A 16888-nucleotide genomic window follows, 5' to 3' on the forward strand; every position below is an offset into this window, starting at 1 on the left:
AGATAATAAGATTGTAGTAAATTTAAAATACTATGACAGAGGCTGCTATTGAAAAAGAGAACAAGGAGATTGCGAAGCAGTACAAGGAATTACTTCGCATTAGCTACCAAACCCTAACGGACGAGGACAAAAAGTTGATTCGTTCTGCGTTTGATGTGGCCGTGGATGCCCACAAAGACCAGCGACGCAAATCTGGGGAGGCTTATATCTTCCATCCGATTGCCGTAGCCAAGATCGTAGCTTCGGAAATTGGTCTTGATGCCGTTTCCATTGCCTCTGCCCTGCTACACGATGTGGTCGAGGACACGCCCTATACTTTGGCTGATATTGAGCGGATGTTCGGTGAGACCGTTGCCCGAATTGTGGATGGACTCACCAAGATTGCCCACTTAAAAAAGGACAAGGACATTAGCCAGCAAGCAGAGAACTTTAGAAAAATGCTGCTGACCTTGCATGACGATGTTCGGGTAATCATTATTAAGATTGCGGACCGTTACCACAATATGCTAACCATGGAATCCATGCCGGAGCATAAACAGGTAAAAATCGCATCGGAAACCCTTTATATTTATGCTCCCCTTGCCCATAGAATTGGGCTGTACAATATTAAAACGCATCTGGAAGACCTTTCCCTAAAATACACAGAACCTGAGGTCTACACCGACATACAGGCCAAAATAGAGGATACCGAAGAAGAAAGTGCTGCCTACATCGAGGATTTCTCCAATGTAATCAGAACATCTTTGGACAAAGAAGGTCTCAATTATTTCATCAAAGGGAGAATGAAGTCCATCTTTTCTATCCGTAGAAAAATGAAGTCTCAGAATGTCTCTTTTGATGAAGTTTATGACAAATTCGCGATCAGGATTATCTATAAATCCGACAAGAAAAACGAAAAGTTCCTTGCTTGGAAAATATATTCCATAGTTACAGATCACTTCACCCCCAACCCTATTCGTTTGCGGGACTGGATTACCTCGCCCAAATCTACGGGCTACGAAGCACTCCATATTACGGTTATGGGTCCGAAGGGCAAGTGGGTAGAAGTTCAAATACGAAGTGAACGCATGCACGAGATTGCCGAAAAAGGCTATGCGGCTCATTTTAAATACAAACACGGTACCCAAAAAGAACAAGGCATAGAGGAATGGCTCAACAAATTACAGGAAGCACTCGAAACTTCCAATGGCAATGCCGTTGATTTTGTTGAAGAGTTCAAGCTTAACTTATATTCCAAAGAAATATTTGTTTTTACCCCCAAGGGAGACTTAAAATCTATGCCAAAAGGGGCAACAGCTTTGGATTTTGCCTTCAATATTCACACCGAAATTGGACTGAAGACCCGCGGTGCCAAAGTCAATGGAAAACTGGTTCCGTTGGGAACCAAACTTCGCAGTGGCGACCAAGTGGAAATCATAACCTCGGAAAGCGCCAAACCCACCCAAAACTGGTTGGATTATGCCGAAACAGCGCGGGCACGGTCTAAAATAAAATCATCGCTCAGCGAGGAGAAAAAAGAAGTTGCCGAAGAAGGAAAGGAAATATTGCGGCGCAAGCTAAAAGCCCAAAAAATAAACCTGAACGAGGACACTATAAACAAATTGGTGACTTTCTTCAAATTGAAGACAAGTTTAGATCTATTTTACAGGGTCGGCATCGGGGTTATCGACAACGAAAAACTAAAGGATTTCTCTTCTTCCTATCACAATGCATTTATCAATTTCTTTAAGAACCGGATGCGCAAAACGCCTCCCCCAAAAGATGTTGACAAAAACGAAATCACAACCAAGTACGATTTACTTGTGTTTGGCAAGGAGGAAGAACGGCTCAACTATAAATTATCCCAGTGCTGCAATCCCATTCCCGGTGATGACGTTTTTGGTTTTGTCAGTGTAAACGATGGTATCAAGGTGCATAAAAAAAACTGTCCCAATGCCATATCATTACAGTCCAACTATGCTTACCGAATCATCAGCGCTAAATGGATTGATTCCAGTCAAGAAGAATTCTCCGTTGACATTAAAATTACGGGAATCGACAATATGGGATTGGTAAAGGACATCACCAAAATCATCTCCGAAAATATGCACGTGAATATGCGCAACCTCAACTTTAGCGCAGATGGCGGTACCTTTAAGGGAAAAATTACTTTGGTCGTAAAAAACAATAACATCCTCAAAAAGCTCATGAACAGTTTAAAGCAAGTTGAAGGTATCGATAAAGTGAGCAGAATTTAATTTTTAACTGTACCTTTGTTCTTTAGCATAGGTAGAAAGAGCTATGGGAAACAACAAAAATCAGGAAATTGTAAAAAACGTGTTCACTTCGTTCCTTGAGGAAAAAGGGCACCGCAAAACCCCTGAACGCTACGCCATTTTACAGGAAATTTACGAAAGTGACGATCATTTTGATGTGGAATCCCTCTACATTAAAATGAAAACAAAAAATTACCGGGTAAGTCGCGCCACGCTCTACAACACTATTGAACTGTTATTGGAGAGCAAATTGGTGCGTAAGCATCAGTTTGGCAAAAACCAGGCCCAATACGAAAAATCCTATTTCGACCGTCAGCACGATCACGTCATCTTGACGGATACTGGCGAAGTAGTGGAATTTTGCGACCCACGCATTCAATCCATAAAAAAAACAATTGAAGAGGTTTTTGACATTAAGATCAACAATCACTCATTATATTTCTACGGAACTCGAAACAAAGAAAAAAACCTAACCGAATAACCCGAACATTACATGGTAGATTTATTGCTTGGACTCCAATGGGGAGACGAAGGAAAAGGAAAAATTGTTGATGTACTGACCAAGGAATACGATATTATAGCCAGATTTCAAGGAGGTCCAAACGCTGGACATACTTTGGAGTTTGATGGCATAAAACACGTTTTACACACTATTCCATCAGGGATTTTCCATAAAAACGCCATTAATATTGTAGGAAACGGAGTGGTAATAGACCCTGTAATCTTCAAAAAAGAGCTGGACAACTTGGAGCAATTCAATATTGATATTGAATCCAAACTTTTTATATCCCGAAAAGCCCATTTAATCCTGCCTACCCACCGCTTGTTGGATGCCGCTTCCGAGGCTTCCAAAGGAAAGGCCAAAATAGGTTCCACCCTAAAAGGAATTGGCCCAACCTATATGGACAAGACAGGCCGTAATGGAATGCGTGTCGGGGATTTGGAGTTTGATGATTGGAAGACCAAATACCGAGCCCTTGCCAATAAACACGAAGCCATGATCGATTTTTACGACGTGGATATTGAATACAATTTGGAAGAATTGGAGGCCGAATTCTGTGAAGGGGTAGAAACACTCAAAAAACTCACCTTCATCGACAGCGAGGAATACATTTTTAAAGCACAGGCCGAAGGCAAAAAAATCTTGGCCGAAGGCGCCCAAGGGTCCCTGTTGGATATCGACTTCGGAACCTACCCATATGTCACATCTTCCAACACTACCGCAGCTGGTGCCTGTACTGGTTTGGGGGTTGCCCCCAATAAGATCAAAAGGGTTCTGGGCATATTCAAGGCCTATACCACCCGAGTAGGCAGCGGACCATTCCCAACCGAACTATTTGATGAGGATGGCGCAAAAATGGCGAAAATCGGAAATGAATTCGGAGCCACCACAGGCAGACCGCGCCGCTGTGGCTGGTTGGATTTGGTCGCACTAAAATATGCAGTTCAAATCAATGGGGTAACCGAGCTGATGATGATGAAAGCCGACGTGCTCAGTGGCTTTGAAACCATTAAGGTGTGTACCGCATACCAATATAAAGGAGAGGAAATTCAACATTTGCCCTACAACATTGAGGAGGAATATGTAACACCGATATACAAAGAAATGAAAGGATGGTCGCAGGATTTGACCAAAATGTCAAAATCAGAAGACCTGCCCACCAATTTGAACGACTACATCGCATTCTTGGAAGATCAATTAAATGTACCCATTAAAATAGTATCCGTAGGCCCGGATAGAACCCAGACTATTCATAGGTAAACTTCGGTTTTTTGTTCATTTTTCAGTAATTTCAAAGTCCTGTTTTCCTATACAGGACATTTTTTTATTACACATATAATTGATTAAAAATCAATGTCATGAACAAAGCACTGGCCCTTTTATTGTTAATGGGAGTTTTTATTTCCTGTACTAAAGAACCTTCACAATTATCGGTAGCATCTCCCAGCGGGACCAATTCTATTGATTTTGGCCTATCGGAAGATGGCACACCCTATTATTTAGTGCATCATGGAAACGAAACTGTTATCGACTCCTCGTCCATGGGGTTTGACTTTCAGCATCAGAAACCTTTGAAAACTGGACTGAGCATTGTGAGCTCCACCGAAAATTTGGTCAATGAAACTTGGGAAATGCCCTGGGGCGAACAAAAGGAAGTGGTGAACCACTACAACGAATTGGTCGTTACCTTGGAAGAATCAGAAGCTCCCAATCGTCAATTCAATATTTATTTCAGGGTCTATGATGACGGAGTTGGCTTCCGCTATGAATTTCTTCCCCAAGAAGGTGTCGATAGCATTATCATCATGGACGAAAACACCGAATTTCAGTTGACCGAAGATTATACCACATGGTGGATTCCCGGCGATTGGGATATCTATGAACACCTGTACAACACCACCAAGGTTTCCGAAATCGACGCCCTTTCCAAAAGGAACAATACCGACCTTGCCGCAAGCTACATTCCTGAAAACGCCGTGAACACCCCTGTCACCATGCGGGGCGAAAATGGGCTTCACTTGAGTTTTCATGAAGCCAACCTAACGGACTATTCAGGGATGACTTTGAAAGTTGATACGGAGTTTTGGTTATTGACCAGTGAGTTGGTCGGTTCCGACCGATCGGGGTACAAAGTGAAGCGGGAACTTCCCTTTAAAACACCATGGCGAAGCATTCAAATTGCGGATAAGGCCAGTGAGCTCATCGAGTCCAAATTGATCGTAAACCTGAACGAACCCAACAAACTTGGTGATATTAGCTGGTTTGAACCCAAGAAGTATGTTGGAATTTGGTGGGAAATGCACGTAGGTAAATCAACTTGGGACTATGCCGGTTCGCAGGATATGAACACCTTTACCCAAGATTTGAAACCCACCGGCAAACATGGGGCCACCACCGAAAACACAAAAAGATATATCGACTTTGCGGCCAAAAACAACATTAAAGGTGTTTTAGTTGAAGGATGGAATACCGGATGGGAACATTGGATAGGTGTCGAGGACCGTGAAGGCGTTTTCGATTTTGTGACCCCCTACCCTGATTACGACTTGGATGAATTGAACCGCTACGCCAAGGAAAAAGGGGTGGAAATCATCATGCACCATGAGACCTCAGCTGCTCCAAGGACTTACGAGCAACAATTGGATACAGCTTTCCAACTGATGAAGAAATATGACATGAGCTCGGTCAAGACGGGGTATGTGGGAAAAATAATTCCCAAAGGAGAATACCACCATGGCCAGTGGATGGTGAACCATTACCGAAAAGTGTTGGAAACAGCGGCTGGGTACAAGGTGGCCATCAACGCCCATGAACCCATCAAACCCACCGGAATCCGAAGAACCTATCCCAATGCCATTGCCAGGGAAGGGCTTCGTGGTCAGGAATTCAATGCATGGTCGGCCGATGGCGGAAATCCACCAGAACACCTCCCCATTGTGGCATTTACAAGAATGTTGGCGGGCCCCATAGATTTCACCCCAGGAGTTTTTGATATTGAAATCCCCAACAAGGAAGATAATCGCGTAAGTACTACACTAGCTCAGCAGTTAGCCCTTTATGTGGTCATCTACAGTCCTGTTCAAATGGCCTGCGACCTTCCCGAAAATTATGAGAATCAGCCCGCATTCCAGTTTATTCGGGATGTAGGTGTGGATTGGGACGAAACGCATGTGTTGAACGGCGAGGTGGGCGACTATGTGACCATTGCCCGAAAGGAAAGAAAAACAGGAAACTGGTTTGTTGGTGGAATTACTGATGAAAATGCTAGAGAAGTCAGTATTAATTTTGATTTTCTGGATGATGGTGTGGAGTATGAAGCCGCTATTTACAAAGATGCTGAGGGTGCACATTATGAAAACAATCCGACAGCAATCAGCATTGAAGAAATAAACATTAGCAAAGGTTCCGCTTTGACGGTTCAATTAGCGGAAGGAGGCGGATTTGCCATTAGTTTGATCAAGAAAAAATGATTGATTCATCACTGGTCTATGTGACTTATATCACTTTAAACACAGCATATTTCCTTTATCTTTGAATCAAATAAAAACAAGCTGACATGACACATAACCTCAATCAAATAGGTCTGGACAAACAAATATCTAGCGACCTATCCGACAAACTGAACCAACTTTTGGCCAACTATCAAATATTTTATATGAATGCCCGTGGTTTCCACTGGAACATTAAGGGCGAAAAGTTTTTTGAACTTCACGCAAAGTTTGAAGAGCTCTACAACGACTCTCTGGTAAAAATCGATGAAATAGCAGAAAGAATTTTAACCCTAGGGTTTACTCCATTGCACAACTATGCCGATTATTCAGAGCTATCCAAGATTAAAGCTGCGAAGAATGTTACAAGTGGCAGAGAAGCGGTTCAGGCAATCCTAAATGGTTACGAAGTACTTCTTCCTTTGGAAAGAGAGCTTCTGGAAATGTCAGGAGACTCCAACGATGAGGGGACCAATGCCTTGATGAGTGACTACATTCGTGAGCAGGAAAAACTGATTTGGATGTATTCAGCATTTTTAAACAAATAAACCATTATGGATTTGAAATCCATAGTTTTCAAAAAGATTGAAATTCTTTTAAGTCCTCCTTTAATCTCTCCATAGGAGGGAAACTTTTATCCTTTGGGGAGACTGGAGAGGGATTTTAACCTTTAGCCTGACAATAATGAGATTCCATATCCAACACCTACCATTGCGGACAAATTACCCTTACCCTAAAGCGCGGAAAATAAAATTGGTCACAATCACCTGAAAGAGAATTCCCAAAGCTTTCTAAACGGTATATGCCACGTCCGTTAAAAATCCTACTTTTGGGCAAAATTTATGCATTTGAAAAGCATTTCATTTTTTATTCTATGCCTTTTCGCTTTTAGTGTATTTGCTCAGGAAGAACAACCCGAGGGCGGTAGACAAATCAACATTGTCTACGGAGCCAATTTTACCAAAGATGAAGCGCAGTTCCCGGGTGCATCCATTTTTAGCAAGGACGATGAGCGACAGGTACAATTTGAACACCAAGGAGCTGACCTTTGGTGTGACATTGCTATTTTCTATGCCGAAGAGAATCGTTTAAAAGCCATTGGGAACATCCGTTTGCAGCAAGGAGATTCCATTGAGATGAACAGTGGTAAAATGAATTATGACGGTAACACCAAACTGGCCAAAGCGTGGGAGAAAGTAGATTTGACGAATGGCCAAATGACATTGACCACAGACACCCTTTATTTTGATCGAGAAAAACAACAGGCCTACTACAACTCAGGTGGTAAAGTGGTAGATTCCGCCAATGTGCTTACCAGTAAAGTTGGCACCTATTTTATGACACCCAAAAAGTATCAATTTCAACGGAACGTACACATAGATAATCCGGATTATATTATCGATTCCGAGCAGTTGGACTACTATACCACCTCCAAAAATGCCTATATGTACGGTCCATCAACAATAACCGGCGAGGAATATAAAATATATTGCGAACGTGGCTTTTACGATACTACCATTGAGCAAGGCTACGGCATCAAAAACACCCGAATCGATTACGACAATAAAATCATTGAAGGAGACAGTCTCTATTTTGATAAGGCGACCGAATTTGCATCTGCCACCAACAACATCCAGATTACGGATACCATAAACGACGGGGTAATCCGGGCTCATTACGCAGAAGTGCACAAGGCCAAAGACTCCGTTTTTGCCACCAAAAGAGCGGTTTCCATCAGTTTGGTGCAAAAAGATTCACTCTACATGCACGGAGACACGCTTATGGTGACCGGGAAAGAAGAGGAACGCATTGTAAGGGCTTTCAGAAATGCCAAATTCTACAAAACGGATTTAAGCGGGAAATCGGACTCTATTCATTTTGATGAAAAAACAGGAATTACCGAATTGATCACCGACCCCATTTTGTGGAACGTGGACAATCAAATTACTGGAGACAGCATTCATTTGATATCCGATATGGAGACCGATAAATTGGATTCACTAAAAGTGATAGAAAATGCCTTCATCATTTCGTTGGATACCATTAGCGGAACAGGGTATAATCAAGCAAAAGGAAAAAACCTCTTCGGAAAATTCATAGAAAACGAGTTGAAGATCATCGACCTCGTCCAAAACACCGAGGTCATCTATTATGTCTACAACGATGACCAAGAGCTCATCGGAATAGATAAGACCATCTGCAGTAAAATTCGCCTCTTGATGGCGGATAACGACATTGAGGACATTACCTTTTACGTGACCCCCGATGGTGATATTTTCCCCGAATCCGATTTGCCCGTGGAGAGTCGTAAATTAAAAGGTTTTGTTTGGCGCGGCGATGAACGGATGATGTCTTGGGAAGAAATTTTTGACGAAGACGACAACAATATAGAGCTGGTTAAAATTAGGGGCATAGACAATCCTATTGACATTGATGCAGAGGAAAACGAACGCCAAAACAACGAGAACGACCCGATCAATGCGCCCAACACCAAGGCAGTAAAACCCAAAAAGCCCGTTCTTAAAAAGAAAGCACAGAGTCCGTAATGTCCAAAAGCGATTTTTTTACATACCAAGCGCAAACCTCACCCCATCCGTTGGCCTTGGAAGTTTCGCATGCCAAAGGAAGCTACATCTACGACCAAGACGGTAATGCCCATCTGGATTTTGTGGCAGGAGTTTCCGCTTGCAGTTTGGGACATTGCCACCCCAAAGTGGTTGATGCCATCAAAACGCAAGTGGACCAATATATGCATGTGATGGTCTATGGCGAGTACGTGCAACGGCCCGCCGTGGAATACTCCAAATTATTGGCTTCCCTCCTTCCTAAAAATCTGAACACCACCTATTTGGTCAATTCGGGAACGGAAGCTATGGAGGGTGCCTTGAAATTGGCTCGCAGACATACTGGTCGTTCGCAGATAGTTGCGGCAAAAAAAGCCTACCACGGCAATACGATGGGTAGTTTAAGCCTTATGGGGCTGGAGGAACGAAAAAGTCCCTTTAGACCGCTAATTCCAGATGTCAGGTATATTACTTTCAATGTTGGGGAAGAGCTTGAAAATATCACCGAGAAAACTGCCGCAGTGGTTTTGGAGACCATTCAAGGGGGCGCTGGGTTTATTTTACCAGAAAACAATTATCTGAAAAAGGTGAGAAAACGCTGTGATGAAGTTGGAGCCCTGCTGATATTGGACGAAATCCAACCCGGTTTTGGCCGAACAGGCAAATTATTTGCCTTTGAACACTTTAACTGCCCTCCGGATATCTTGGTTATTGGAAAAGGAATGGCTTCGGGCTTGCCCGTGGGAGCTTTTGTGGCATCTAAGGAATTGATGTCCGATTTAAAAGAGAATCCAAAATTCGGCCACCTGACCACCTTTGGAGGAAACCCTGTAATTGCCGCAGCAAGTTTGGCCACCTTGAAAGAAATTACCGAAACAGACCTGATCCCACAAACCCTGGAAAAAGAAGAATTGTTCAGAAAACTATTGCAACATCCCTTAATAAACGAAATACGAGGCAAGGGTTTAATGCTTGCTCCAATAATGCAAAACAAGGAAATAGCCGATTATTTGGTTCTTGAAGCCGCTAAAAAAGGGTTGATACTTTTTTGGCTTTTATTTGAGTCCAAGGCCGTGAGAATATCACCCCCATTAACTATTTCAATGAAAGAAATTAAGGCGGGTTGCGACCAAATTATCAGTATTTTAAATAGCTACCAACCCGACACTGTTAACTAATTTGTTGATAACATACACCGAATTTGGACTTAAACAGAACCGCAAAGGGTTAATTTTAAGTCCATAGTTCAACCAAAAACGTTCCTATGGCGTTAGAATCTAACGAATATCCTGACAAATCCATTAACAAGTTTGAGTCCATGCTCAAGACGGATGACGTCTACTTCTTTGATGCGGAGGACTTTGAGGAAATTATTCATCACTACCTGAACAACGGTAAAATCTCCTTGGGAAAGAAAGCGATTCAGATTGGCTTGGAGCAACATCCAAATTCCATGGAATTGAAGCTTTTACAGGTCGAAGTGTTGGCTTTTGAAGATAAATTTGATGCCGCCGAGACGCTTCTAGATGAAATTCAGAACATTAACGCGGCCAACGAAGAAGTCTTTATCCAACGAGCCAATATCCGTTCCAAGCAGGACAAACATCAAGAAGCCGTTAACCTGTTATTGGAGGCCTTGGACATTACCGACCACTCTTTCGACATTCACTCCCTTTTGGGAATGGAGTATCTTTTTATGGATGATTACGAGCAGGCCAAACTCAGCTTTATGCGTTGTGTCGAGATTGATGACAGGGATTACTCTTCGCTATATAATGTAGTATATTGTTTTGAGTTTTTGGAAGATTTTGATGGCAGCATCTATTACCTGAACGATTATTTGGACAGAAATCCCTATTGCGAGGTGGCCTGGCATCAACTAGGTAAAATGTACTTGGCCAAAAAGCTCTATATCGAGGCATTGACCGCTTTTGATTTTGCCGTTATTTCCGATGACTCCTTTATCGGTGCCTACTTTGAAAAAGGCAAGGTGTTGGAAAAATTGGGACGATACAACGAAGCCATCGAGAATTACGAATCAACCATATCCATAGAAGACCCCACATCGTACGCTTTTCTTCGTTTGGGCAAATGCCACGAAAAACTGGGCAACTACGATTTGGCAAAGTACTATTACTACCACACCGTTCACGAAGACCCATTATTGGATAAGGGTTGGTTGGCCATTACCGATTTCCATTTTGGACAAAAAAACTATGAAAAAGCCCTGTATTATATCAACAAGGCCATAAATATTGATGGGGAAAACCCTAAATATTGGAAAAAAGCAGCAAAAATATATTCGGCCATGGATAATTTGGACGAAGCTGACTTTGCCTACAAGCAAACCGTGGACTTGGGTAATTACGAGTTGGGAACTTGGGCAAACTGGGCAGAAGTGCTTAATGGCATAGGGGACTACAATTCTGCAATCCAAGTTCTGATCCAAGGACTGGAATTTTATCCGGACAATTCGGACCTTACCTACAAATTGGCCGGTATCCATTTAAAAAATCACGATTTGGACGAAGCAAAAAGCATCTTATCCAAGGCCATGAAATTGGATATTGGTAAATTGCAGCAGTTTGAAAAAGAATTCCCGGAATTCATTGAAGTTGATTGGGTAAAAGCGCTAGTTTCAAAAATCAGGAAAACGGCCAAGTAGCCCCGCCTTATTACCAAATTAATGCAAGCACGTCGTATACTGGACTACGTTTTTATCACCCTGAAAGGAATGGCCATGGGTGCCGCGGACGTTGTCCCGGGAGTATCAGGAGGAACCATTGCCTTTATCTCTGGTATCTACGAAGAACTCATAACCTCTATCAACAACATAGACCTTTCCCTCATCTCAATTTTAAGGAAAGATGGCATCAAAGCCGTATGGAACAAAGTCAATGGAAACTTTTTGTTGGCTCTCTTCTTGGGAATCTTTATCAGTGTACTCTCCTTGGCAAAATTTCTGAGTTGGCTTTTGGAGAACGAACCTATCTTATTATGGTCATTTTTCTTTGGATTGGTGGTCGCCTCGATATTTATGGTGGGCAAAGAAATCACCAGATGGACCATGGGAACCGTGATTGTTTTAATTTTTGGGAGCGCCTTAGCCTTTTTTATAACAGAACTGCCTGCCAACGACAATGTGGATAGCCTGCCCTATTTATTTCTTTCCGGTGCATTGGCCATCTGCGCCATGATCCTTCCAGGTATTTCGGGAGCATTTATTCTTGTATTGTTGGGCTCCTATAAAACTATCTTGGATGCTGTTCACGAAAGGGACATCAAAATAATTTTGACCGTGGGCGTTGGGGCTATTTTTGGACTTCTGAGCTTTGCCCGCTTGCTCAAATGGATGTTCAATCATTATAAAAACATCACCCTGGCACTTTTAACAGGGTTTATTTTGGGCTCTTTGAACAAAATTTGGCCTTGGAAAAAGGTTTTGGAAACCAAAACCTTTGGCGAAAAGACCATCGTTGTGGATGATATGAACGTACTTCCAGGTGCTTTTGAGGGCGATAGTAAATTAATGCTTGCAATTCTATTAGCCATCCTAGGTTTTTCACTTATTTTTATCCTGGAAAGATTAGCTTCCAAAAAATAAGGAAAACCTATTTGTGCAAATGCATCAACCTAGAACATTTCTGGACAACTTCTTCTTGGTCATCAAAGGTCTCTGTATGGGGGCTGCCAACAAGGTTCCTGGGGTTTCAGGTGGTATTGTTGCCTTTGTTGCCGGTTTTTATGAAGAATTCATCTATTCGCTGCAAAAACTGAATTCGAAAGCGCTGAAACTATTCTTTAACGGTCGTTTTAAAAGTTTTTTCCAGTACATCAATGCCAAGTTTTTAGGCCTATTGATCTTTGGAATGTTGGTGAGTTATTTTAGCGTGTCCAGAATTTTGGACTATTTCTTGGACCATAACGAACTCTTTGTTTGGGCGACGTTTTTTGGCATGGTCATAGGTTCCATTTACTACATCGGAAAAGATTTCGCCCCTTGGAACCAACGCACGATTCCTGCCGGCATCATTGGGTTGATCATTGGTGTTTCCATAAGTTTTTTAAGCCCCGCCAAAGAAAATGACAATTTACTTTTTATTTTTTTCTGTGGCATTGTTAGCGTTTCTGGGATGACACTTCCCGGTTTGTCCGGCTCTTTTATATTGATCCTATTGGGAAATTATGTATTGCTACTGGTGGATTCGGTCAACGCGCTCTACGATACTTTTTCCGAAGTTTTTTCAGGAGATTTCAGTTTTGTTAAAAACACAGAACGTTTACAGACCCTAAAAATATTGGCCGTTTTCACGCTCGGCTCCATTACGGGCTTGGTCAGTTTTTCACATTTGCTCAGTTATGTGCTAAAACACTTTAAGGCAACCACTACTGCTGTATTGTTAGGCTTTATCACAGGTTCCCTGGGCGTTCTATGGCCCTGGAAAAGAACCATTTTTAAATTGGACGAAGCCGGCAACCCCTTATTGGATTCCAATGGAGATAAAATTATTCTGAATTATACACGGCATTTTCCAAATATGACCGAGGCAGAAACTTGGTGGGCCATGCTTTTTGTTTTAATGGGGATTTTGGTATTATTGGTTTTGGATTGGTATGGCAACAACAGGAAAAAAAATGAACAGATTCGGGCTTCTAGGTAAAAATATATCTTATTCTTTTTCGCAAGGATATTTCTCCGAAAAATTCAAGGCTTTAGGATTAAATGACCATAGCTACGAGAATTTTGATATTCAAAAAATAGACGAGTTTAAAAACGTGATCGCCCAAGACAACCTCAAAGGGTTCAACGTTACCATTCCCTATAAAGAAGATGTCATCCCCTATTTGGACGAATTGGACGCAAAAGCCGAAAAAATTGGGGCCGTGAACACCATACAATTCACTGAAAACGGACTAAAAGGCTTCAACACTGATGCCTATGGTTTTCAAAAATCATTGGAACCCTTCCTAAAACCCCATCATAAAAATGCATTGATTCTGGGCACAGGTGGTGCTTCCAAGGCCGTTCGTTTTGTTTTGGACCAACTGGGGATTGCCAACACCTATGTTTCTCGCAACAAAAACCAAGGTCAGTACACTTATGGAGAAGTGGACAAGGGTATCATAGAAAAAAACACCCTGATCATCAACTGTACCCCACTGGGAACCTACCCCAATGTTGAGGACAAACCCGCACTCCCCTACCAATATATCGGGTCCAAACATTTATTGTACGACTTGATCTACAATCCAGAAAAAACCAGTTTCCTAGCTTCAGGCGAGACGAAAGGAGCAATCATCTGCAATGGGCTAAGCATGTTGGAGCACCAAGCGGAAAAAGCTTGGGAAATCTGGAACAATGTCTAAAAAAAGGAGTAAACATAAGTATTTCACCCATCCGCACAACTATCTCCGTCCATAAAAGAAGAATCAATACTTTTGCTATTAGACAATTAAGTTGTTAAATTGGCTATAATTATCATCAATCAAATAGGTAAACAAGCTACGGATGCAGGAAAACGATCATAAACTTCAGCAAGCTGAAGGTGGAACAGAGGAAAAACCAGAAAACACAAAAGGACAAGTGGAAGAAGCTACTCCGGCCGAACCCAAAGTGTCCGAAGAAACCGTATCTGACACTGAAGAGTCACAAGAACCTAAAAAAGAGACTGTTTCCGAATCCAAAAACAGTGAGAACGATTCCGAAAAAAATGATTCCGAAGAGCATTTAGATGAAATCGATGAATCCAATGCGGAGGATGCAGAAGATGCTGAAAACGAGAAACGGCATACCATCCCTATGTTGGATTACCACTCCATGACCATGGAAAACTTGGTCGGGGAATTACAACGTTTGGTAAAAAACGAGAAAGTACAGGCCATCAACAAGCATGTAAGCGCCATTAAGTACGAGTTTGACCAAAAATTCCAAGAATTTCTGGATGAGAAAAAGGAGGAGTTTGTGTCCAAAGGAGGCAATGAAATTGATTTTCGATATAATTCCGTTGCCAAAAGGCAATTCAATGAAGTATATTCCGACTTTCGTGAAAAGCGGGACCAATACTACAAGCAACTCGATCAATCCCTAAAATCCAATTTGCAAAAAAGATTGGATATTATTGAAGAGCTAAAAGGACTCATTGATATTGAAGAGGATATCAACACCACCTACAACAACTTTAAAGATCTGCAAAACAGGTGGAGAAATGCTGGGCCCATCCCTCGTACCAATTACAACGATGTTTGGCGCACCTACCACCACCATATGGAGATTTTTTATGATTTTCTTCACTTAAACCGTGAGTTGCGGGACCTTGATTTTAAACATAACCTTGAGGAAAAGCAAAAATTGGTGGAGCGCGCCGAAGCTTTGGCCGAAGAACCAGATTTGAACAAAGCCTTTAGGGAATTGCAAACGCTTCACAAGATTTGGAAAGAGGACATCGGCCCCGTTGCCAAGGAACATCGTGAAGAAATTTGGGAAAAATTCAGTACCGCTACCAAGGCCATGCACCAGCGTAGGCAAGAACACTTTCAGGAATTGGAAAAGGTCTACGAAAAAAACCTGGAGAAAAAGCAAGGGATTATAGCCAACATTGCTAAAATAGCCGAAAACGTCGCGGACAACCACAGAGGCATACAGCAACAAATAAAAGAGGTCGAATCGCTCAGGGATTCGTTCTTTAAAGCTGGAAAGGTACCTCAAAAGGTCAACGAAGAAACTTGGAGCCAATTCAAGGAAACGGTACGTAAGTTCAATCGCACCAAAAATGCCTTCTACAAAAATCAGAAAAAAGAGCAACAGCAAAACCTAGAAAAGAAAAAGGAACTGTTGGAGCTTGCCATTTCTTTGAAAGATAGTGATGATTGGAACGAGGTGACCCCTCAAATGAAGCGCATACAAAGGGACTGGAAGAAAATTGGCCATGTTCCCAGAAAATACTCCGATAAAATTTGGAAAGAGTTCAAGGACGCCTGCAACCATTATTTTGACCGTTTGCACGCTGAAAAGAACGAAGCACACCAAGAAGAGTTCGAAAACTTTAAGAAGAAAAGCGAATGTCTGGACCGCCTCAAAGAATTTCAGCTTAGCGGCGACAAGACAAAGGATATTGAAGCAGTTAAAGCCTTTTTGGCCGAGTGGAAAAAGTATGGTCGCATTCCCTACAATAAAAAACACATCAATAGCAAGTTCAATAAAATTGTGGATGCGCTCTTGAAAAAATTGGGGGTAGGCAAACAACAATCGGAACTGCTCAAATACGGAAACAAGGTACAGGAACTGGCCAAAACCGAGGATAACTACGCCATTGGCAACGAACGTGTTTTTGTAAAGCGCAAGATTGACGAAGTGAAATCGGAAATCCGTCAATTGGAGAACAATCTTCAGTTTTTCTCAGATGATTCTGAAGACAATCCCTTGGTCAAAGAAGTTGTCAACAAATTGGACAAACAAAAAGAAGCGCTTCAAACTTGGAAAGAGAAAATGAAGAAGTTGAATATTCTGGAACACAAACTTAACAAGGGCAACGAAGAAGAGGAAAACGACAGTAACGAAGAGGAATAAGATTCCGTTTTCTATGGAAAAATATCAAAGGGCCGCTAAAACTAGCGGCCCTTTGACTTCTCCCGTCTAAGATTCAATACATTCCAACAAATAGTTGATCAAATCCGTAGTGGTGACTATCCCCACAAGTTTGCCGTTATCCACTACAGGCAGCGCATGAAATTCTTTTTTTGAGAGAAAACGTGCCACATCCTTGATTGAAGTATCGGATGCTACACTCATAACATCGTTGACCATCACCTGAGGAATGGTGAACATATTATATACAATGGTATCCACAAATTCCTCATGCTCATCCACCGCATCCGCAAAACTGATACGCAACAAATCGGTGTAGCTCAGTATTCCCACGATGGAACTACCTTCAACAACAGGAATATGTCGAATATGATGCTTCTTGAAAAGCCTTTCTGCAGTAACCAAATCATCTTTGGTCGTGAGCGTGACCAGTTTTTTGGTCATTATTTTTGAAACGGGTACACTATTTTTCATCACTCAAGTTATTTATCAAT

13 protein-coding genes are annotated in these 16888 nt (G+C 42.0%); 12 read left to right on the plus strand and 1 reads right to left on the minus strand.

Annotation, left to right across the window (positions count from 1 at the left end):
• Positions 1 to 32 precede the first annotated feature (32 nt).
• From J4E06_RS00400 to J4E06_RS00455, 12 genes are all read left to right on the plus strand, one after another.
• On the plus strand, positions 33 to 2237 hold the full coding sequence (locus J4E06_RS00400; protein ID WP_349522069.1) for a RelA/SpoT family protein: 2205 nt from the start codon (positions 33 to 35) through the stop codon (positions 2235 to 2237).
• A gap of 43 nt (positions 2238 to 2280) precedes the next feature.
• Positions 2281 to 2736 carry a Fur family transcriptional regulator gene (locus J4E06_RS00405; protein WP_293168220.1) on the plus strand — a complete coding sequence of 152 codons (456 nt, stop codon included), beginning with the start codon at positions 2281 to 2283 and terminating at the stop codon, positions 2734 to 2736.
• Positions 2737 to 2748: 12 nt separating this feature from the next.
• Positions 2749 to 4017 (plus strand): adenylosuccinate synthase, encoded by a 1269-nt coding sequence (locus tag J4E06_RS00410; RefSeq protein WP_349522070.1) that lies wholly within the window; start codon positions 2749 to 2751, stop codon positions 4015 to 4017.
• Between the two features lie 98 nt (positions 4018 to 4115).
• Positions 4116 to 6227, plus strand: a complete 2112-nt coding sequence (locus J4E06_RS00415; RefSeq protein ID WP_349522071.1) for a glycoside hydrolase family 97 protein — start codon at positions 4116 to 4118, stop codon at positions 6225 to 6227.
• A gap of 86 nt (positions 6228 to 6313) precedes the next feature.
• Entirely contained in the window at positions 6314 to 6793 is a 480-nt protein-coding gene (locus J4E06_RS00420) for a Dps family protein (protein WP_349522072.1), read from the plus strand.
• Positions 6794 to 7087: 294 nt separating this feature from the next.
• Entirely contained in the window at positions 7088 to 8791 is a 1704-nt protein-coding gene (locus tag J4E06_RS00425; protein ID WP_349522073.1) for an OstA-like protein, read from the plus strand.
• Positions 8791 to 9987 carry an aspartate aminotransferase family protein gene (locus J4E06_RS00430; RefSeq protein WP_349522074.1) on the plus strand — a complete coding sequence of 399 codons (1197 nt, stop codon included), beginning with the start codon at positions 8791 to 8793 and terminating at the stop codon, positions 9985 to 9987. Before J4E06_RS00425 ends, J4E06_RS00430 begins: the two co-directional genes overlap by 1 nt.
• 86 nt (positions 9988 to 10073) lie before the next feature.
• Positions 10074 to 11474: a tetratricopeptide repeat protein gene (locus J4E06_RS00435; RefSeq protein ID WP_349522075.1), complete on the plus strand. Its 1401-nt coding sequence runs from the start codon at positions 10074 to 10076 to the stop codon at positions 11472 to 11474.
• 21 nt (positions 11475 to 11495) lie between these two features.
• The gene (locus J4E06_RS00440; protein WP_349522076.1) at positions 11496 to 12413 is read left to right on the plus strand and encodes a polyprenyl-phosphate transporter; all 918 of its coding nucleotides are present in this window, start codon (positions 11496 to 11498) and stop codon (positions 12411 to 12413) included.
• A gap of 19 nt (positions 12414 to 12432) precedes the next feature.
• The gene (locus J4E06_RS00445; RefSeq protein ID WP_349522077.1) at positions 12433 to 13470 is read left to right on the plus strand and encodes a DUF368 domain-containing protein; all 1038 of its coding nucleotides are present in this window, start codon (positions 12433 to 12435) and stop codon (positions 13468 to 13470) included.
• Entirely contained in the window at positions 13445 to 14176 is a 732-nt protein-coding gene (locus J4E06_RS00450; RefSeq protein WP_349522078.1) for a shikimate dehydrogenase family protein, read from the plus strand. The genes J4E06_RS00445 and J4E06_RS00450 overlap by 26 nt, the downstream gene beginning before the upstream one ends.
• 142 nt (positions 14177 to 14318) lie before the next feature.
• Complete coding sequence (locus J4E06_RS00455) at positions 14319 to 16376, plus strand: DUF349 domain-containing protein (protein WP_349522079.1); 2058 nt, start codon at positions 14319 to 14321, stop codon at positions 16374 to 16376.
• A 66-nt stretch (positions 16377 to 16442) separates the two neighbouring features.
• Here J4E06_RS00455 and J4E06_RS00460 read toward each other — a convergent pair whose 3' ends face one another.
• Positions 16443 to 16868: a CBS domain-containing protein gene (locus J4E06_RS00460; protein ID WP_349522080.1), complete on the minus strand. Its 426-nt coding sequence runs from the start codon at positions 16866 to 16868 to the stop codon at positions 16443 to 16445.
• Positions 16869 to 16888: the final 20 nt, after the last annotated feature.

Source organism: Allomuricauda sp. NFXS6, from assembly GCF_040148835.1.
GTDB lineage: Bacteria > Bacteroidota > Bacteroidia > Flavobacteriales > Flavobacteriaceae > Flagellimonas.

Excerpts from the sequence above, each read along its gene's own strand:
- J4E06_RS00435 (WP_349522075.1), top strand. The coding sequence starts at position 10,074 with ATGGCGTTAGAATCTAACGAATATCCTGACAAATCCATTAACAAGTTT.
- J4E06_RS00405 (WP_293168220.1), top strand. The coding sequence starts at position 2,281 with ATGGGAAACAACAAAAATCAGGAAATTGTAAAAAACGTGTTCACTTCG.
- J4E06_RS00445 (WP_349522077.1), top strand. The coding sequence starts at position 12,433 with ATGCATCAACCTAGAACATTTCTGGACAACTTCTTCTTGGTCATCAAA.
- J4E06_RS00440 (WP_349522076.1), top strand. The coding sequence starts at position 11,496 with ATGCAAGCACGTCGTATACTGGACTACGTTTTTATCACCCTGAAAGGA.
- J4E06_RS00425 (WP_349522073.1), top strand. The coding sequence starts at position 7,088 with ATGCATTTGAAAAGCATTTCATTTTTTATTCTATGCCTTTTCGCTTTT.
- J4E06_RS00430 (WP_349522074.1), top strand. The coding sequence starts at position 8,791 with ATGTCCAAAAGCGATTTTTTTACATACCAAGCGCAAACCTCACCCCAT.
- J4E06_RS00460 (WP_349522080.1), bottom strand. The coding sequence starts at position 16,868 with ATGAAAAATAGTGTACCCGTTTCAAAAATAATGACCAAAAAACTGGTC.
- J4E06_RS00455 (WP_349522079.1), top strand. The coding sequence starts at position 14,319 with ATGCAGGAAAACGATCATAAACTTCAGCAAGCTGAAGGTGGAACAGAG.
- J4E06_RS00450 (WP_349522078.1), top strand. The coding sequence starts at position 13,445 with ATGAACAGATTCGGGCTTCTAGGTAAAAATATATCTTATTCTTTTTCG.
- J4E06_RS00400 (WP_349522069.1), top strand. The coding sequence starts at position 33 with ATGACAGAGGCTGCTATTGAAAAAGAGAACAAGGAGATTGCGAAGCAG.
- J4E06_RS00415 (WP_349522071.1), top strand. The coding sequence starts at position 4,116 with ATGAACAAAGCACTGGCCCTTTTATTGTTAATGGGAGTTTTTATTTCC.
- J4E06_RS00420 (WP_349522072.1), top strand. The coding sequence starts at position 6,314 with ATGACACATAACCTCAATCAAATAGGTCTGGACAAACAAATATCTAGC.
- J4E06_RS00410 (WP_349522070.1), top strand. The coding sequence starts at position 2,749 with ATGGTAGATTTATTGCTTGGACTCCAATGGGGAGACGAAGGAAAAGGA.